Source organism: Marinimicrobium sp. C2-29 (genome assembly GCF_038419845.1).
Classification (GTDB): domain Bacteria; phylum Pseudomonadota; class Gammaproteobacteria; order Pseudomonadales; family Cellvibrionaceae; genus Marinimicrobium.
The window spans coordinates 319,757-338,507 of record NZ_JBCAQT010000001.1 but is presented as its reverse complement, the minus strand read 5'-3'; the positions used below and the strand labels follow the sequence as shown (position 1 = coordinate 338,507).

Genomic DNA, 18,751 nt, shown 5'->3' with positions numbered 1-18,751 from the left:
TTAAATGGCGATGGGCTCACCGTTCAGCGTGACGGATTCAGTCTCGATGGACGTGACGTTTTCCAGTACGCCCAGCTCGTCCGCGTGCTTGATGGTCACGTTGTGCAGTGTCAGGCCACTGATGGGCGCGCGCTCAAACCCGCGCAGGTAGAACACCCGCTCCGCCTGATCGACCACCATATTGCTGACGTGGAGGTTTTTGACTTCGGGCAGGTGATTGCCGCTGTCGCCCTCTTCATAGTAGAAGTTGATCACAAAGACATCCTTGACCTGCCCGATGACAATGTCCCGCAGGGAGACATTTTCAATCAGGCCCCCGCGCACCGAGTTGGTTTTGATGCGCACGGCCCGATCCAGTACCGGGCTGTCCATATGGCAGCGACGGGCAAAGACATTGCGGGCACCCCCGGAGATTTCACTGCCGATCACCACACCGCCGTGTCCGGCCCGCATCTCGCAGTCCTGGATGACAATGTTCTGAATGGGCGTCGCCAGCCGCCGGCCATCGGCATTGCGTCCGGACTTCAGAGCAATGCAGTCATCGCCAGTATCGAACAGGCACTTCTCAATCAGCACCCGGTTGCAGGACTCCGGATCACAGCCGTCGGAATTGGGGCCGTGGCTCACGCACCGCACACCGCGCACGATCACATCTTCCGACAGCACCGGGTTGATCAGCCAGAACGGCGAATTGCGAATCGTGACCCCTTCAATCAGCACCCGGTTGCAGCGGTAGGGCTGAATGAACGGCGGGCGCAGGTAATTCTCGTCAAAGGTGCGCTCCTCCACCGGCACGCCCTTCTCGGCCATTTCAAACAGGGGGGTACGGGTGTGCTTCTGGTCTTCCACCTCGTCCACCGGCCACTGGGCCCGGCTCCACCGACCCTTCCAGGGCCACCACCTGGTGTTACTGCCGTTGCCTTCCAGCACGCCGCGGCCCGTGACCGCGATATTCTCCTGCTCGAACGCATAAATCAAGGGGGAGTAGCCCATCAGCTCCACCCCTTCCCAGCGGGTCATCACCGAGGGCAGATAGTGCTTGGCGTCGGTGTAAAACGAAAGCACCGCGCCCTGCTCAAGGTGCAGGTTGACGTTGGACTTCAGGTGAATCGCGCCGGTATTGAACTGCCCCTCCGGCACCACCACTCGACCACCGCCGGCCGCGGCGCAGGCGGCAATCGCCTGGGCAATGGCCTCGGTGTTGTCGGTTTCGCCGTCGCCCCTGCCACCGAAGTCGGTGACCGGGAAGTCCCGATCCGGAAACTCGGTGTGGGCAATGTTGTTGATAATGTCGTCAGCCTGTTGCCACAGGTCCTCATCCTGGCTGGCATAGGCGGGAGCCGCCGAGGGGGAAAGCTGGCAGCCCGCCGCTGGCAGCAGACCCAGGGCACAGGAAGACAGGCCCAGGGTTCTCAGGCTGTCGCGCTTTTTTGAATCGATCATGATGTTATCTCGTTGGTTGATTAACTCTCACATTAATTTTTATAGATCCTCCATGATCAATAGCTTTCTATTTAATAATGAAGCTATTGGGGGATAATGAGTCAAATTGAGAGCGTTTTCAACAACGGAGAAAGTCAGAGGCTGGCAAAATCGGGGTTTGGTTAACTCCGAGCTTCACGAAGAAGCTCGGAGTTACACTGGGGCTCGGCAGGTACTGGGCCCCAGAAGCGTTTTAGCGTTGCAGCGCCTCGTCCAGGAAGCGGACAACCCGGCCGCCCCTGCCCACAGCCAGTTCCCAACCGTTAGAGAGAACAACCTGGTCGTTCAGGTAGAAACCATTAATTAACGGTTCGGTGGTAAAGCTAGTGCCACCATCGGTGCTGACCAGGATATCGTCACCAGTGCTGTCGCTGGTGATCTTTATGGTCCCATCAGCACGCACCGCAATGCTACTGAAGTTCAGGGTAGCGTAATCCCCTGGGCTAAGGTCTTGCCAGCTGTCGCCGCCGTCCTCGGTTTTCAGGAGCGTGCCGAGATTACCCACGAGGTAACCGTTTAGGCTGTCGGTGAAATAAACACTGTGCAAATCCTCGGCCACAGGCAGATTCGTCAGCTGAGTCCAGGAGGTGCCTCCATCAATCGTCTTGTAAGCAGTGCCGCCAAGACCTGCCAAATAGCCCACATTGGCATCGACAAAGTAGACGTCGCGCAGATTCGCCGTCTCGCCCAGATCAACAATGGCCCAATCAACACCCTGGTTTTCAGTTTTGGTGACTGTCCCGTTGTCGCCCACTGCCACGGCTCGTTGGGTGTTAGCGAAGGTTACTGCGCGCAAGTGTGCGCTGGTTTGGCTAAGCACCGGTGACCACTCTTGGCCGGCGTCTGAAGAGATGAGTGCTTCACCATTGGTTCCTACTGCAATGCCGTGGGTGGTGTTGGCCATGGCAATGCCATATAAGTGCTCAGTGGTGGACACGCTCTGTGGCTGCCAGCTCGTGCCGCCATCCTGGGTTTTGAGTACTACGCCTCCAGCGCCGGCTGCCACTGCGCTCTGATTGTCGATACGCGCAACACTAAGCAGCTCGTTAGCAGTGCCGCGCTCCATGTCCGCCCAGCCATTAAGCAGCCGGGCCGGGCCCGCAATGGTATGGCCTTCGCGGGTCCGGTGGATGTCGGAGCCACCTGCGGAAATATAGGCATCCCCTCCCCGGCTTAGAACCACATTTAGAACCTGGTCAGCGCCGCTGGTTTCTTCAACCCAGGTGTCGCCGCCGTCACTAGTGGTGAAGACTACACCTGCATTACCCAAACTTGTGCGTCCAACACCGATCACTTTAGCATTAAGGGCGTCGCCAAAAGCTAGGTCGTAGAATCTGAATGTGCCCGTTAGATTGGTGCGGTTCCAGCTCGCTCCACCATCCTCGCTTTGCACGATGGTGCCGATAGCACGACCAAATTGGGTTTTGGTTTCCCCCACGGCAACAATACGATCACCCTCAGCGTAAAGGCCATCAATTCGCTCTGCGCTGTCAGTGAAGGGAAATTCAAGGGTTTTCCAGGTCACACCATCGTCTGTGGTTTCTATGGCCGTGTGCCAACCCATGGCCAGGGCTTTGCCTGCTGCACTATACGTGACGGCAACCAAGTGGTCAGTCTCGGGGTCGGGGTTGCCCCGGGCACTCCAGTTTTGACCCCGATCGGTGCTGCGCCAAATAAGACCGTTTTCCCCCACGGCAATAAGCGTACCCTCGGTACTAACGGCCAGATCATAAACGCCATTCGTAGTCGCTGGTGTAGAGGCGACTTGCCAGCTTTGTCCGCCATCGATGGAGAACAGCGCTGTAGCATTACTTCCGACCGCCACAGCGTTGTCGGCATCCACAAAAACCACTGCACTCAAAGATACACTGGTATTTGTATCGACGGCAATCCAGTCGGCACCACCATTGGTAGTGCGCAGCATATGGCCCTGAGCGCCCACTGCCAGCCCCAGGGTGTCGTTGGCAAAGGCCATATCCTGAAGATTTTCGTGGCTGAAACTTGCGCCAACCCAGGGGCCAATGGGGGTTGCGCCGACTTCTGCCGAGTTAGTGCCGCCCACAGTATTTGTGGCCGCCAGGGTATAGTAGTAGGTGGTGTCGTTGGCCAGGCCAGTGTCTTCATAAGGCGAAGTCACATCGTTAAGGGCCGCACCATTGGTGCTATCACCCTCGGTGGTGCTCCGGTAGAGGGTATAGGTTTCTCCTTCCCGTTCGGTCCAGCTCAACTCGACGGCGGTGTCGCCGGCGGCGGTGGCGAGCACGGGCTCAGGCGGCAGGCCGGTCTCTTCCGTGGCCAGGCTTTCGCTGGTACCGTCACTCGCGGTGAGCCGGTAATAATAGCTGGCATCCGGGTCGGGTAGATCGTGGCTGTGGCTGGTCACGTCCGAACCCAGGGATATGGCATTGTCATCGGTGGTGACATCGCCGGCGGTGTTCCAGTAGAGGGTGTAAGCGGTGGCGCCTTCAACCGCGTCCCAGCTCAGCTGGTTTTGCGTATCACCCGGGTTTAAGGTAAAGCCCGTGGGTGCAGGCAATCGGGGCTGGGCCGTTACTTCCTCAGACAGGCGGCTCTCTACGCCGTCAATCAGTGACGCCATGGCATAGTAGTAGTCTGTGCCGTTAGTGAGGTCTTCCACCACAAAGGGGCTGGCTTGGGTAATTTGAATGACACTATTGCCTTTGTCGACCCCGGGCGATGTGCTCCAGTAGAGGTTGTACTGTGTGGCATCCTGCACTGGATCCCAGAAAATTTCGATTGCTCCATTACCCGACTCGGCGGAAAAGTTCTGCGGAATACGCGAGGGACGCACATCAATAGCGCGGCTGGTTTCCATATCGGTCCAGTTTTCGTCCACAACGGTAAAGGAGATATTGCCGGTACCGGCACCTGTGGCGGCTATGTCGGCGCTGACGCCATTGTCGCTCAGCGCGACATCCAGAATACTACCACTGTCGGTCCAGTCCCAGGAGTAATTGGCGGCATCGTTGCTCCAGCGGGTGCTTACCTCCCAGGTTACTGGCTCATCAAAGTAGACCCGCTCCGGGCCGGTAATGACCACTTCACGCTCGGAGTCGATATCGGAAAAATTACCCGCGCTAAAGGTGCCGGTCACTTCAAAGTTTTCTGTGGTGTTGGCATTGCTGTCGGCGGTAATCAGCAAGTCGTGGATACCGCTGCGCTTGGGGGACGCGTAGTACAGCAGGTACTTGCCATCAGATTGGCGGGCAAGCTGTTCGCCAATATCATCGAAAATGGCATCCACCTGTTCGAGGTTCTCGGCCGGGAAGGTATTGTTGGCTCCGGCAATTTCCTCAATCACATCAGTGTTGACGTCGCTGCCCTCGGGAACGGCGAAAAACACCTTATCGGCTACCGCCGCTATCGCGTTTTCCTTGGTGGATATGGCTGCGGTGTCATCCCCATCGGTCACCAGAATCATGGCACCAAAGGTGCTCTGGTCAATAGTAAAGCTGTCGCTCCACAGGCCGGCGCCGTGCTCAATGGCACCGTATAGATTGGTTGAGGAGCCACCTCGTTCAATGGCATCTATGGCTTCCTTCAGTTGCTCGACATTGTCTGAAGAGTCCCCTGGGCAGCCATTAAAGGAGCAGTTGTCAATGGAGCGGTAGCTGGCAAAATTTGCATCATAGTAACGAATATCGCCGTCGAAAATACGCAGTGTCACACGCTGATTCTCCAACAATTTGCTGGCGCCGGTGACCGGGTCGAACACAAAGTTTCGAGCTATCTCCTTTAGATCGTCTATCTCTGTCGCAGAGAAGCTGGAGCTGACGTCCAACATCAGTACGGTTTCAAATACAAAAGGGATGTTGGTAATGGGGTCAACGCGCAAGAAAGACTCAGACGTGAGAGCATCACCCGACTCCAGGGCCGTGAAGTCCTCGGTGGTCAGGCCGTCCAGCGGGCTAAAGGGCGCGTCGAACTTCCTGACCGAAATGGGAATGCGCACAATGGAGGGCTGCTGAGCTTGCAACGCCTGCAGAGCGACCAGTGTCACATCGCGCTGTTCACAATCGACTTCGACATCATTGACATTGTCTGCTGCCACAGTGCCGCGATCGTTGCTGACGTAACAGGCCTGACCCTCGGGCTGGCGGCTGGGTACCACGCGATATTCGGCGGCATTGCCGGACGGAGTGGGAAAGGCGTGAGGCCCATTGTCGGTCAGGGTAAGAGTGTCGGTCCCGTTACTCAGCTCCAGAGACCCTCCACTCAAGCCGGCCACATCCACTACAACACTGAAGGCCTGGCCATCTTCGGAGCAGGTCAGATTAACCGTCTCGTTAGCGCCCCCGATGCTGCCGCTGTTGTTGGACAAAACGCAGGTTTGGTCCACCGGTTGTTGCTCCACGCTGACCTCGTAGCTGTCACCGTCACTGAGCGATGAACGCAGAGTGGTGGTCGAGTTGTCGCTGATCGCAACAGGCGATCCATCGACCAGGAGTTGCACTTCACCACTGAGGCCACTGACAGTGCTCAGCAAGGAGTAACTCTGACCATCGCTGCCCGTGTCAGTAGTGTCACCACCATCGCTTCCGTCATCAACACCCGTGTCACCATCGGTATCGGTACCGTCGTCATTTTGAGTCCCATCGTCGGTATCGGTGCCGTCATCATCGGTAGCATCGTCAGTCCCGGTACCGCCATCTGTGTCGGTGCCATTATCGGTTCCGGCACCCCCTCCTCCGCCACCACCGCCACCGCCACAACCAACGGTGGCGACCGAAAGGATGATGAGGGTGACTAGGGCCAGGATGAGGCGGCTGAGCTTTGAAAAGACCATGGCTTGACTCCAAACATTAACTGAATGTCCCGCAATTTCACCGGACAACACATAGACTCGTTGAAATTACACGGCATAGGGAGAAGCCGCATCCCCCATATGGGGGATGCGACGAATGTGAAATTCGTCTAGGACCAGAGCGAGAGGCAAGGTGAGTCAGGGGTAAGCCGTGAGAGTCAAACCCGATTCGTTATTGAGGCAAGGCCTTCAGGCACAGGTTTCGGGCGCGAGCGCCGCAAATGCCCGCGTAGTGGCCCTCCCCTTCGCCCAGCTCCAGCTGGCTGTGGGGAATGGCCGCGGCCAGGGCTTGCGCGTGTTGGGTGGATAACAGACTGTCGTCCGTGCCGTGGAAGATATGCACGGGCTGCGAAAGTGCCCCTAGGTCGCAGGGCCAGGGTTGCATCACCAGGGTGCAGTCGCGGGCGACGGCCTCTGCCGTCGCAACCGCTCCCTGCTCGACAACGGCGCTCATGTCGGCCTGAAAGTGGGCCAGTTGCTCCGGATCGGCAAACAACGCCCGATCCGATCGGGACAGTGCCTGCAACAGGGTATCGGCCAACACCTGAGCGTCGCTGGCCAGCGGCTGCAGCTGCTCGGGCAGAGCCTCGGGATTATCCCGTGCTTGCTGCCAGGTGGCCGCCGTCAGCTCTCCCGCCTCGCTCAGGGGGTCGGCCAACAGGGGAATGGCCGGCGCCCCCGCCAGCACCAGGCAGCTGACCCGCTCACCCAGCTGATGTGCCGTGTTAAGGGCAAAGAAACCACCTCCGGAAAACCCGAAAAGCGCAAACTCACCGATATTCAGGTGATCGGCCAGGGCGCACAGATCCGCTGTGTGAGTACTCAGGTCATAGTGCTCGCAGGGCGATGAGCCCCCGTAGCCGGGGCGATCCAGAGCAATCAAGCGAATATCACTCAGCGTGTCTACTTCAGCCCCCAGAAAGGGCTCCTGCTTTGAGCCGGGAATGCCGTGCAGGTAGAACACTGGGTAGGCGTCCCGGGGCCCCTGGATACAAAAAGACAGGATGCGCCCGTCGGGCAGCAACAGGGTTTGCGCAAGGGGTTGGGACAGGGATTTAGAAGGGGTCATAGCGTTTCCGGAGTGACACTGGCGGTGGTGAGGAGCAGTTTGCGTAGCAAGTCCGTCTGGCGACTGGCGCCCACTTTATGCATGGCGGCCTTCATTTGACAGCGGGCGGTGTGAATGGAGATGGCCAGCATCGCGCTCGCTTCCTGCAAATCCCGTCCACTCAGCAACGGCACCATCAAGCGGATCTCCGCCGGGGTGAGCCCGTAGAGGCTTCTCATGCGTTCGGTGTCTGCCGCGATGGGCCGCTCGGGGTCAAGAAGAAAAATCAGCAGGGACTGACTGTTGAGGCCACTCAAACGGTGGGCGCCGGGAAAGTCCCCCTGCGCCAGCATCATCAGCGAGGCGCCTGACATCCCCAGGCGCACGGTTTCCACCCGGCTGATGCCGCTGGTAATGGCGGCCACCGCCGAGCTCAATTGCTGAGCCTCCAGAGGGTCGGTTAACAGGAGATGATCAAAGTGCAACTTCAAACCAAAGGCGCCAGTACGCACCGCCTCCTCGGCGGGGCGGTTGAGCCAGTCACAATGCAACCGCTGATCCACCAGCCAGACGCCAAAAGGCAGATGATCCAGCGCGGCGCGGGTCTGTTGCAGGGCCGACTCCATCTGGTTGAGACTGCCCATCAGGCGCACGGCCCGGCGCAAGTGGGGGGAAAAGAACTCCAGGCTCCGCCGCTCCCGCTCTGAGAAAGGCCCGGCCGTCTGGGGCCGGTGAACCCCGATATACACCGCCTTGCAGGAGCTGCGCTCGAAATGCCCGCCCATCGCGTAAAAGTTGCCGTTGGGGCGGAATACCTGCTGGTAGTGTTCGCTGCGCTCAAACGCCCGGTCGGCAATAATATGGTGGCTGGCCTGGATTTTACCGAGCGGTGAAACCTCCAATGCCTCACGGAAGGGGTCCTCCTCGACCCCTTCACGCAGGTAGCGCTGGTTGGCCTCCTGATCAAACCCCACGGTATAGGATTGCAGCACCGAAGGAGAGGACATGTCAGCCACGCGCAGCGTGGCCGTACCTGTATGAAACAGGGCGGCGACCTGCGCCAGGAAGTCCGGCCAACGGGCCGGATTCGTGGCGCCCTCGTAGAGAGGGTCAAGCAGTGCTGGTGCGGTCAGCGGGTGGGGACGCACAGGCTATCCTCGGGGTGTTTAAGATGTGTAAGGGAAAGTAAAGCACATTCTGGCGGGACTTTCATCCTAGGGCATCGCTTGAATAGGCGTCCGATCGCCTCTCCCTCCACATACAGCCTTGAGAAAAGTCGAAGCCACCTTCAAAACCCCGCCGAAACAGGGACATACTCACTCCGACTGAGGCAAAATCCTCAGTGTCGGCAGGGTCAAAGGCCCATAAACGGAGCGGGCGGTAAGCTGCGTCACTTGCTCTCGGATGGCGCCTATTATCATTGAGCCGCCGTTTACTCTGACAAGGTTTTCACCCCTCTTTTCGTCCTCCACGGCAGCCATCTCAATTAATGCCTGAGCTTCAACATCAACCGTATAAGGGGCCACCACTTCTTCGTCTTCCGCATTGGGTATCCTGAAGACAACAACAACCACATACCGCATAAGCTTGTCGTTGTCGGACTTCTGGGGAAAAACGTCGATACTGGCCTGGATCAACACATCACTCAGATCAAATGTCGGTGCCCACGGGTCCTCGGGCAAGCGGGAGGAATTCACCGCTTCGACGTGGACTCGTCCAAACACCAGCTGCTTCAGTTGCAAGGGCGACATATCGAGGAAATTATCCGACATCGAGGGTGTCCTCCATGGCAGAAGCCGATTTAATCAACTTGAACTGCTGAGCATGGTGTTTGCAGCTGGCGTTAGAATCGCCTGCCTGCTTTAGCTCATTCGAGACATATCGTCTGGTTTCTAAAGCCCGTATTCGTGATTCGTTAATACGGAGCAGAAGCTGATCCTCACCCGCTTGCTTTGCCAAGCTCGGCATCACTGCCGGAATTTGATCAGCCATTCGAAGCAACTTATCCATTGACTCCGACTGTGTCACATCATCCTTTTCATATTTTGAGAACGCGACAGGGCCCCCACCAAAGAGCTTGGCAGCCTGTGCCTGGGTCAATCCCAGACGCTTGCGCAACGCCACAATTTCCTGACCAGTGAGCAATCCGTCCACCTCTTTTTTGAACGCGATCATCGCGCGCTTGTTGTGGCGCGTCTGCTCTGGCGTGGCGGTCTCACTGCCACACACATCACACTCACTGTAATGAAGGGGCAGGCGTCGCCTTACACCGCCATACTCCGCGTCGTCCATGTCTTCGATCGCGATCAGGCGCCCCTGCTCACAAATAGGGCATACTGACTGTTTCATCTCAAATCACCTCGTGAGTGGCGCTTAACGGTCTTCTGGGTTATGACTGGAAACGAGCAACAAAAACTTGCCAGACTTGTTGATGGCAAACTTAAGGTAATACTCGATTTCCATAAATTTGTGTGCGTAGACCATGTATTCCCCTCGACATAGCACATAGGCATCACAGGCGGCCCAAATATGGTCTTTATTGCCCCTACACCACTGCGAATTGAGGTACCGGCCGCGCGTTACGGCCTCTCGCACCAGCTCTGCCACCCCCTCATGGTCAAGGCAAAGCTTATCCCGCATGTCTTTGACGCACTTCCTGGTCCAGGGCTGTATTGAGCGGCCATCATCCTGAAGCAGCTCCAGCACCCTCGCGGGGTCGTAAAGCGGGCCTCCGGCAATGCCTCGATCCGCCCCATATTCCTGCAAGTGGTCGGGAGCAGGCTCTGAATAAGCACTTATGTTTATTGGATTATTTACCATTATGGTAAGTTCCGCAAATGTCGACGTATTGTAAGGCGGGGAGCTGACAAGTCAATATGGCAAACCAGCTTCTGAAAAAGCCGCCAACTTCCTGTTTTCTTTCGATAAATTTATCATCACCGTGAAAATTAACACTTCTTTACACGAAAACGGCATCTCGAAGGCCAGGACCACAGGGTATAAACAAACTAAGCGTTGCAAAACACCCTATAGCCCCTCCACATCCATCCCGTGCTCCGCCAACCACTGTTTGCGCTCTTCATAATCTGGCATGGCCCGCTCCAGGCGCAGCCAGAACTCCGCCGAGTGGTTGGGCTCGTGAAGGTGCACCAGCTCGTGCACCACCACGTATTCGGCGATGCGCGCCGGCAGCAGGATGGTTTTCCAGTGAAAATAGAGCATCTGGCCCTTGCCGCAGGAGCCCCAGCGGTAGCCCAGGTCCTGCACTTTCAGGCCTGTGGGCTTCACCTCCAGCCGAGCGGCGAAGTCCTGTACGCGCTGCCAGAGCCAGGCTTTGCCGCGCTGGCTGTACCAGCGGATGAAGTACTGGCGCGCCTGGGGCAAGGCGTCCCGGCGCAGGTGGAAGCGGCCGTTGACCAGTTTAAGCGGTTCGGCCTGCTCATTCACCAGATTCAGGCGGTGATGGCGGCCCAGGTACAGAAAGCCCTCCCCCTGCACAAACTGCTTGTGGCGAATGGTTTTCTGCATCAGCGCCTTTTCGGCGAGTTTTTTGTACACCCAGGGCTGTTTACTGCGCACAAAGGCTTCAAGCGTCTCTAGATCGACACCCGGCGGGACGGTCAGTCGCAGGGAGCAGTCCCGCTCCACCGTCAGTTGCAGGGTCTTACGGCGCGGGCTTTCGCGCACGGGAATGGTCAAATCATCGACGGTGACGATCATTCCTGCTCCAGCTTGTAGCTGTTGGCCTTGGCCAGTTCGCGCAGTTTATCCACCAGCGGCGGCACGTCGTTAAAGTCCAGCAGTTCACTGTCCACAATGCGCTCGAACAGGGCCTGCTCCAGCGCCTCCTGCATGGGGCGGCGGTGGGGTTGCCAGAAGCTGGGAGTTTTGACCTCCTGGGTAATGTATTCCACCAGGCTTTCGGTGAGGGTGATCAGGTCCGCCTCCAGCGCCATATCCGGCTGGGCCTCGCCACATTTTGCAGCGCGCAGCATCCGGTAAAACGGCAGGTAGTGCTCCGGCACATCGGGCAGGCCCGGCTCGTGCTGGGTGCTGCCGCTGTTGACCTCGTCGATGATGGATTGCAGCGCGGTAATCAGCTCGTCCCACTGGCCTTCCAAGTTATCCAGAATCTCCTTCAACCGCTCGCTGAGTTTGCCGTAGTACACCGGGTCTTCATCCAGCTTTTGCTGCACGTGACTGCGAATGGCGTGCTCCATTTCCGAGGCCACGGCTTTTTGGGCTTTCTCGGGGTCGGCGTTGTAGCCGGCGGCATGCTCGCGCACTTGGTTTAGCTGCTGGCTGAAGCTGGCGTCGGTCAAGTTGACTGGGGCGATTTTCGGGTCGATGCCCAGGGAAATCACGTGGTCGTCGATCAGCTTACGCACCTTGGCACCCACGTCCTTGCCCAGCACCGGCCCGTCGCGGTAGCGGCGCCGGGCGGCGGCGTAGATCATGGCCAGCTGCTTGGCATCCTGGGTAAAGGGCAAGGCCTCCGGGCGCGGCAGCACCAGATCCAGGCTCTGCATAAAGGCCTTGACCTTGACCCCAAACTCCTGGCGCAGGCGCTCGCTGTCCAGCGCCTGTACGCAGGTTTCGATATCGTTCAGGTCCTCAATGCCGCGAGCGCGCAGCACGTCCACGGCCCGCAGGTGGCGGTCGCGCAGGGCCGGGATTTCGTCCTTCAGGCTGCGCAGAGCGCCGTCCACGTCTTCATCGCTGTAGGCGGCCAGTGCGGCTTTCAGGTGGTTGGCCACGCCGTAATAGTCCACCACAATCCCGGCGGTTTTGCCAAAGCCGGTGCGGTTGACCCGGGCGATGGTCTGCAGCAGCTCCGCCTCGCGAATGGAGCGGTCCAGGTACATCACCCCTTCGATGGGGGCATCAAAACCGGTAAGTAGCATGGATTTAACGATCAAAAACGCCAGTGGGTCGCTATTGTCTTTGCCGGCCCCATCTCTGAGCAGTAGCGGTCTTTTAAAGCGCTCGATGGCCAGGTCCTGGGCGGCGCGGTCGGTGTGCTCGGCCCACTCACTGCCGTCGTTATTATCGCCGGAGATAATGGTGGCAAACTGCAACCGGCCAATCAGCTCGCGGTAGCGCCATGCCTGCACCAGCGCCTGCATTTTGGGGGATTTGCGGCACAGTTCTTCGTCGTCCATGCCTTTAATGTCCGGGCTCAGGTAGGCCGCCTCGCCCAGCAGCTCGTCCCGGGCTTTTTCAAAGGCGCCTTTGTAGCGCACCGCCGCCAGGCGGCTGTAGGCCACCACCTGGGCTTTAAAGCCATTGGGCAGTATGTAAGTGACGTAGTGGCGCAGCATGTCCCGCGCTTTTTCGTCGATCAGCTTGGGCGCTTCCAGCACATTGCCTTTGGTGGCGTATTTCTTTTTGATCGCCTCCAGTTCGTCCTCGCTTTTGCCGGCAAAAAAGTCTTCGAACAGCTCGTCCAGGCTGCTGCCGTCCTTCACCGCGCCCTGCACCGTGCGACCTTCGTACAGCACGGGCACCGTCGCCCCGTCGGCTTCCGCCTCGCGGATGGTGTATTTGTCGATAAACTCGCCGAAGATCTCGTGGGTGCGCTTTTTCTCCCCCATGATAATGGGCGTGCCGGTAAAGCCGATGCGGGCGCAGTTGGGCAGGCTGGCCAGCAGGTTGGCGTGCAGGTCGCCGGCCTGGGTGCGGTGGGCCTCGTCCACCATCACCAGAATATCTTCGCTGTTGTTCAGTTGCTCAAAGTCGCCGAGCTTGCTGGCCTCGTCCCGGTATTTTTGGATCATGGCAAACACCAACCCAGGCCCGTCTTGGCGCAGAAGGTTTTTCAGGGCCTGACTGTTTTTGGCGATTTGCACCGCCTCGCCACTCAAGGTGGCGGTGCCGGAGAGCTGCTTTTGCAGGTCGTTGCGGTCGGTGACCACCACCACTTTAAAGCGGCGCAGAGCCGGGTCCGTGCGGATACGGCGCAGGGCGAATACCATGGTCAGGCTTTTGCCCGAGCCCTGGGTGTGCCAGACAATGCCGCCACGGCGGTCGTATTCACCGTCCTGTTTGCGGGTTTTGCCGGTTTGCAAACGGTGAATGGCTTTCACCACACCGCGATACTGCTGGTAGCGGCACACCAGTTTGATGGTCTGGCCGCCGGTGGTCATAAACAGCGTAAAGTGGCGCACTATGTCCAACATGTTGGCTTTATCCAACATGCCCGCCACCGTGCGCTGCTGAGGCGAGAGGCTTTTAACCCCCAGGGCTTCGGCCACCTCGGCCTCGGTGCGCTGGGGGTTGTCGATGCCCGCCACGGTTTTCCAGGGCAGGTAGTGGCCACTGCCAGCGGCCAGAGTGCCCACCAGGCACTCATCAAAGCAGGTGGCCAGCAGAAACTGGTTGGCATTAAACAGCGCCGGCGCCCCTTCGTTATCGCTTACCTCGCCCTGGGCAAAACGCTGATTGGAATAGCGGCGCAACTGATCGATGGCCTCGCTCACCGGCGCGGAGCTGGCGGTGGGACTTTTGCACTCAATCACCACCAGCGGAATGCCGTTGACCAGCAGCACCAGATCCGGAATCACATGCTGTTTGACGCTGTCGTGCCCAGGCGGGCACTGCACTTTGAATTGGTTGATCACCGTGAACTGGTTGTTGGCCGGATCTTCCCAGTCGATATAGTGAATGGTGCGCGAGCGTCCGCCGTCCCAATCCGCCAGACCGTCCACCACAAAACCTTCGGTCAGCAGTTCCGTGGCAATCTGGTTGGCCTCCATCAGCCCCGGCGCGGCGATGCGCGTCAGGGCGGACACAGCACTGCTGATGCGCTCCTCGTCCAGCCATTCCGCTTGCTGGCCATTGTCCAGGTTACGGGTATTGATCCGCTTAAGCTGGGCGCGCAGTACGTCGGCTTGCAACACCTCGGCAAAACTCTTGCGCCCGGTGGCCGCCGGGTTCTCCAGGCTGCCGGAGGTAAAGGTCCAGCCCATAGCCACCAACTGGTCGATTAAGGGCTGTTCGCTGTACTGTAATTCCGGGCCCATAAACAAACTCCTGTTAGCTGGCTTTGGCGGTGTCGAGTAGCGAGGTGACGCGGACGCGGCCGGTTAGGAGGTCATCCATTAGGCCGGATTTTTGTTTTTTGAGTTTTTCGTACTTTTCATTCTCTTTCTGAAGTCTGGTGTTTAGGCCAGAAGAAGATCGACAGATTCTTGCGGCTTCCTCAGCGCTTGGAATCGGAAGCAGCATCTTTTCAAGTACCGTAATGTAAATATGCTTGATAGTTGATCCACCTGCATCTGCCAAAATTCGCTCCTGGCCTACCGGAGACCTTAGATAGGTTTGGATATAATCCGCGTCGGTATCCGGCAATGGTTGCATAACTGCGACAGACTGATTAACGCAGACATTATCGCTATCAACAACAGCGACACGACCCAGCGTTCCATCCTTAGTAATCAAAACATCTCCGATTTTTGGTTTGCTTTTCTCTGAGAGCAAATCGAACGCGCGCGTAGAGGTTTTTCGAGCCGTTGTATAGTTTATTGACCCATCGCTTACATCAGCGGCAGTAACCATCCATGGCCCTTCTTCTGTTGTTGGCATAGGGCTGGTAAACCCATAAGTAGTGCGCACCAAGAAATTCATTAGCGGCTTGAATTCCCACTCCCTCGGAATCCACCCCTGCGGAGATTCTTTATAGAGTTCGGGGGCTTGGTTGCGGGTTGGGCGGAGTTGGCCGTTGGCGTCGATGCCACGCGTCAGCAGGTCGTGCAGCAGGCCCTGTTTGACCTGCTGCAGCTTGGCGATAATGGCCTCAGTTTGGCGAATTTGGGTGTCCAGGGTGTCGAGGATATTGGCGATGGTTTTTTGCTCCTTCACATCAACCGGAATATCAACTTGGTATCCCAAGTATTGTTCTAGTTTTAAGTTAATAATCCCTGTGGTTTGTTGCTGCATAGCTTTTATCGGTGGCTGAGCATAGAACCAATGAAGCAACAAACAGAGAAATCTAGGGTAAACCACAGCTCTGTTCGGTCGAAGTGTCCTAAAGAAGTTAGAGACAACGAATTTCTGGGTTAACTCAGCCTCGAAAAAGGCAACACGCCCAACTGGTTTTTCTGTACTTCCTCCAGATGCCTCAAGAATGATATCTCCGCTCAAAAGCTGCTTTTCATCAAGCTTTTTCGCAGCAATCTTTCGGTGAGCGCCACCCTCGACATCTACTGTCATTTTATCTGAAACGTTGGTCGCTCGAAGAACTTGCACATTCGCCGGGGTCGGGTCGTCACCCCACTCACCTGCAAAGTGAGAAACTAAACATTCGCGGATAGGCAGACTTCTCCACTCAGACATATCCCAGCCCCTCCAAATACCCGGCCAGTTTCTTCGCCGCCCGATCCCTTTCCTGTTCAATCTCGGTCAGCGTCACTTGGTATTTATCCCACCAGTTTTCCACGGCGGAGATCACCTGTTGGCGCTGGGCGCTGATATAGCGCTCTACGATGCTGTGCATATCGTTGTGCAGAATATTCAGCAGCAGCTCGGCGGCCTCGGCATCGTCCAGGGCGTCCACGCTAGTGTTGAGTTCCTCTGGCAGGGCGGCCTGTTTTTCCTTGAGTTTTTTGGCGTTGGCGGTGCGCTGTTTTTTCCAGGCTTTGATCTGTTTTTCCAGCTCGGCGATGTCCGCTTCGCTCAGTGGCTCGTTATCGCTCTCGTCTTCGTCGTCGCCGTTTTTGGGCAGTTGTTCCTCGGCGGCTTTGATCTGGCTATCCAGCTCGGCTTTGCGGTTGTCCAGTTGTTGCAGCTCTTTCAGAAAGTCGCTTAACAAGAACTTCACCAGCTTGTGCTCCAGCGGGTCGTCTTTGTTGTTTTTGTCCTCCATGGCGGTGAGGATACTGGTGCGCCAGGCGTCGATGACGCCTCGGCTGTCGCGGGCCATGAGGGTGAGAAAGTCGTACTTTTGCTGGTGCCAGAAGCCGGCGATCATGCCGCTGATTTGAAAGTCGTCCAGCAGGCCGATGGGTTTCAGGGCCTCGCTAAAGCTGTTCAGCAGCTCTTGGCGCAGAGCGGCGTATTCCCGGTGCTGGGCCAAGGCGGTAATGCTCTGACTATGGTGTTGCCACCAGTGGTTAAAGGCGTCGCGCAGGGCCTGCTCCTGGGCCTGCACACCGGCGTTTTGCTCGATGGCGGGTTTGATATCCACTTTTTGAGTAAACGAATCGCGAAAAAGCTGGTAGCCGGGGTCGTTGCGCTTGGGCCGGAACAGGTCTTCGGGGTTCAGGCCCTGGGCCTGAAATAGGGGCAACTTGGCTTCGATTTCCGCCTCGGGAATGCCGCCCACCAAATGGGCGTGTACGTCGTGGGGCTCCGGTGGCGGGGCATTGTCCGCGTAGCGGCGGATGTTGAGGTTGTAGCCGTTCTCGCGCAATGTGTCGGTGCTGACAATGCTGGCAAAGCCGGGAATGTCCCGGCCCTCGCCTGCGGCAAAGGCCTCGTAGACGGCGGCGATTTTTTCAATGTGCTCGGGCATCAGGTAATTTTGCGCCCGGCCCTCGAAGTATTCCCGATCGGCATTGATAAACAGGGTTTTGCCCTGGTTGTTCGGGTGTTTGCTGCTCACCTGCTGGGCGCCTTCGCTCACGCGCTGGCGCAGCACCAGTATGCAGGCGGGAATGCCGGTGCCGTAAAACAGGTTGGGCGGCAGGCCGATCACCGCCTCCAGCAGGTCGTGCTCAATAATGCCGGCGCGGATGCGCTGCTCGTCACCGCCGCGAAACAACACGCCGTGGGGCAATACGGTGGCCACCATGCCGCCGGGGGCGCAGACGGCCAGCATATGCTGCAAGAACATCAGGTCCGCCTTTTTGCTGCCCAGGGGCACCTCGCCGTACTGGAAGCGCTCGCGGTGCAGGGGCTGGAACACCGGCTGGCCGGTTTCGTCTTCGTCCTTGCTGCCGAAGTTGATGGAAAACGGCGGGTTGGTGAGGATGCGGTCAAAGCGCTGCAGCTCGCCGTCCTTGATGTGGCGGGGCTTTTCCAGGGTGTCGTCGTTCTGCAGGTTGGCGGTGGTGATGCCGTGCAGCAGCATGTTCATTTTGGCAATGGACCAGACGGTGCCGGCGGCCTCCTGGCCGTAGCAATCCAGCCGGTAGCCCTCGCCGCCGTGCTCATCGATCCATTCCTTGGCGGCAATCAGCATACCGCCGGAGCCACAGCAGGGGTCGTAAACGCGGTGGTTCTGCTCCGGTTTAAGCAGCCGCACCATCATGCGCACCACCGGGCGGGGCGTATAGAACTCGCCGCCCTTTTTACCGGCGGAGTCGGCAAAGTCGCCAATCAGGTATTCGTAGGCGGCGCCCAGCAGGTCCGGAAATTCAAAGTCCCGGTCGCGCAGGCGGTATTTATTGAAGTGGTTAATCAGCCCGCGCAGCTTGATATCCGGCAGCTTGCTCTGGCCCACCTTGCGGTTGAAGTCGATATGCTCCAGTACATCCTGCAGGCTGGTATTGCCCTGCTCCAGGCCTCCCAGAGCAGTATTGAGGGCATCGCCGACGTTTTTGTGCACTTCCTTGACCAGGTAGCTCCAGCGGGAGTTTTCCGGCACATAGAAGGAGTTTTTGTACCAGAGCCGGTTTTCAGCGATTTCGGTGGCCTCGGTTTCGGGCTTGCCCTTGGCTTTCTGGTCGGCAATCACCCGCTCGCGGCGCTCTTCGAATACATCTGAGCAGCGCTTCAGAAACAGCATACCGAAGATGTATTCCTTGAACTCCGAGGCGTCCATCTTGCCGCGCAGGATATCGGCGGCGCTGAACAGGTGGCGTTCGAGTTGGCTGAGGGTTAGGGGCATAGAACGTCCTGATTCGGGGATAGTTTCGCTATTTTTGTGGGTTCGGCCGGGTTGAAGGGGCTCCCAGCCCAAATGACGCTAAATATACCATCTTAGCGAAGACGAGCGGAGGTCTGGGATAATGATAGCGAAGGGATGGTGCAGATATAAAAAAACCCCGCTTCTTGCGAAGCGGGGTTTCTGTATATGGCGCACTCGGGAGGATTCGAACCTCCGACCGCTCGGTTCGTAGCCGAGTACTCTATCCAGCTGAGCTACGAGTGCGTGTTCAACGAGTGCGAATACTAGAGATCTGGATCGCCTTCGTCAAGTGGTTGATTGGAAAAAGTTTTTTTGTTCGAAGGAATGGTGAAATTCTGATCTATCTCGGCGGCAGAAAGGCCGGAGGGATATACCGGGGCACATTCTTGTGCCCCGCCCTTCGGGCAGCATGCGGCTGTAGCAAACGATGGCGATATGGGTCACAAGAGGGATAGACCGAGGCGCATCCATGCGCCTCGCCCTGCGGGCGCCTTCGGCGGTCCCAATCGCTCCAGGCGATTGGTCGAACCGGAGGGTTCGAACCAAG

At 57.8% G+C, this 18,751-nt stretch carries 11 protein-coding genes and 1 tRNA gene; all 12 read right to left on the bottom strand.

What is annotated here, in order from left to right; genetic code table 11:
• The 12 genes from AAE484_RS01530 to AAE484_RS01475 all read right to left on the bottom strand — a co-directional run bounded on the left by AAE484_RS01530 (window position 1) and on the right by AAE484_RS01475 (window position 18,447).
• Window positions 1-1,443, bottom strand: a complete 1,443-nt coding sequence (locus AAE484_RS01530) for a glycoside hydrolase family 28 protein (RefSeq protein WP_341936554.1) — start codon at window positions 1,441-1,443, stop codon at window positions 1-3.
• Between the two features lie 232 nt (window positions 1,444-1,675).
• Window positions 1,676-6,289 carry a YCF48-related protein gene (locus AAE484_RS01525; RefSeq protein ID WP_341936553.1) on the bottom strand — a complete coding sequence of 1,538 codons (4,614 nt, stop codon included), beginning with the start codon at window positions 6,287-6,289 and terminating at the stop codon, window positions 1,676-1,678.
• Window positions 6,290-6,479: 190 nt separating this feature from the next.
• Window positions 6,480-7,376, bottom strand: a complete 897-nt coding sequence (locus AAE484_RS01520) for an alpha/beta fold hydrolase (RefSeq protein WP_341936552.1) — start codon at window positions 7,374-7,376, stop codon at window positions 6,480-6,482.
• A complete protein-coding gene (locus AAE484_RS01515) occupies window positions 7,373-8,503 on the bottom strand; it encodes a helix-turn-helix transcriptional regulator (RefSeq protein ID WP_341936551.1) in 1,131 nt (376 codons plus the stop codon). Before AAE484_RS01515 ends, AAE484_RS01520 begins: the two co-directional genes overlap by 4 nt.
• A 168-nt stretch (window positions 8,504-8,671) precedes the next feature.
• The gene (locus AAE484_RS01510) at window positions 8,672-9,127 is read right to left on the bottom strand and encodes a hypothetical protein (protein ID WP_341936550.1); all 456 of its coding nucleotides are present in this window, start codon (window positions 9,125-9,127) and stop codon (window positions 8,672-8,674) included.
• Entirely contained in the window at window positions 9,117-9,704 is a 588-nt protein-coding gene (locus tag AAE484_RS01505; RefSeq protein ID WP_341936549.1) for a type II toxin-antitoxin system MqsA family antitoxin, read from the bottom strand. The genes AAE484_RS01510 and AAE484_RS01505 overlap by 11 nt, the downstream gene beginning before the upstream one ends.
• A gap of 24 nt (window positions 9,705-9,728) precedes the next feature.
• On the bottom strand, window positions 9,729-10,175 hold the full coding sequence (locus AAE484_RS01500) for a hypothetical protein (RefSeq protein WP_341936548.1): 447 nt from the start codon (window positions 10,173-10,175) through the stop codon (window positions 9,729-9,731).
• Between the two features lie 207 nt (window positions 10,176-10,382).
• Window positions 10,383-11,075, bottom strand: coding sequence for a M48 family metallopeptidase (locus AAE484_RS01495; protein WP_341936547.1), 693 nt, complete (start codon window positions 11,073-11,075; stop codon window positions 10,383-10,385).
• Window positions 11,072-14,377 (bottom strand): type I restriction endonuclease subunit R, encoded by a 3,306-nt coding sequence (locus AAE484_RS01490; protein WP_341936546.1) that lies wholly within the window; start codon window positions 14,375-14,377, stop codon window positions 11,072-11,074. The genes AAE484_RS01495 and AAE484_RS01490 overlap by 4 nt, the downstream gene beginning before the upstream one ends.
• Before the next feature lie 13 nt (window positions 14,378-14,390).
• Complete coding sequence (locus AAE484_RS01485) at window positions 14,391-15,689, bottom strand: restriction endonuclease subunit S (RefSeq protein ID WP_341936545.1); 1,299 nt, start codon at window positions 15,687-15,689, stop codon at window positions 14,391-14,393.
• Complete coding sequence (locus tag AAE484_RS01480; RefSeq protein WP_341936544.1) at window positions 15,682-18,183, bottom strand: N-6 DNA methylase; 2,502 nt, start codon at window positions 18,181-18,183, stop codon at window positions 15,682-15,684. Before AAE484_RS01480 ends, AAE484_RS01485 begins: the two co-directional genes overlap by 8 nt.
• Window positions 18,184-18,370: 187 nt before the next feature.
• Window positions 18,371-18,447 (bottom strand) — tRNA-Arg (locus tag AAE484_RS01475).
• Window positions 18,448-18,751: the final 304 nt, after the last annotated feature.

Coding starts and splice junctions, on each gene's coding strand:
- AAE484_RS01510 (WP_341936550.1), bottom strand. CDS start 9,127: ATGTCGGATAATTTCCTCGATATGTCGCCCTTGCAACTGAAGCAGCTG.
- AAE484_RS01495 (WP_341936547.1), bottom strand. CDS start 11,075: ATGATCGTCACCGTCGATGATTTGACCATTCCCGTGCGCGAAAGCCCG.
- AAE484_RS01525 (WP_341936553.1), bottom strand. CDS start 6,289: ATGGTCTTTTCAAAGCTCAGCCGCCTCATCCTGGCCCTAGTCACCCTC.
- AAE484_RS01520 (WP_341936552.1), bottom strand. CDS start 7,376: ATGACCCCTTCTAAATCCCTGTCCCAACCCCTTGCGCAAACCCTGTTG.
- AAE484_RS01530 (WP_341936554.1), bottom strand. CDS start 1,443: ATGATCGATTCAAAAAAGCGCGACAGCCTGAGAACCCTGGGCCTGTCT.
- AAE484_RS01480 (WP_341936544.1), bottom strand. CDS start 18,183: ATGCCCCTAACCCTCAGCCAACTCGAACGCCACCTGTTCAGCGCCGCC.
- AAE484_RS01490 (WP_341936546.1), bottom strand. CDS start 14,377: ATGGGCCCGGAATTACAGTACAGCGAACAGCCCTTAATCGACCAGTTG.
- AAE484_RS01505 (WP_341936549.1), bottom strand. CDS start 9,704: ATGAAACAGTCAGTATGCCCTATTTGTGAGCAGGGGCGCCTGATCGCG.
- AAE484_RS01500 (WP_341936548.1), bottom strand. CDS start 10,175: ATGGTAAATAATCCAATAAACATAAGTGCTTATTCAGAGCCTGCTCCC.
- AAE484_RS01485 (WP_341936545.1), bottom strand. CDS start 15,689: ATGTCTGAGTGGAGAAGTCTGCCTATCCGCGAATGTTTAGTTTCTCAC.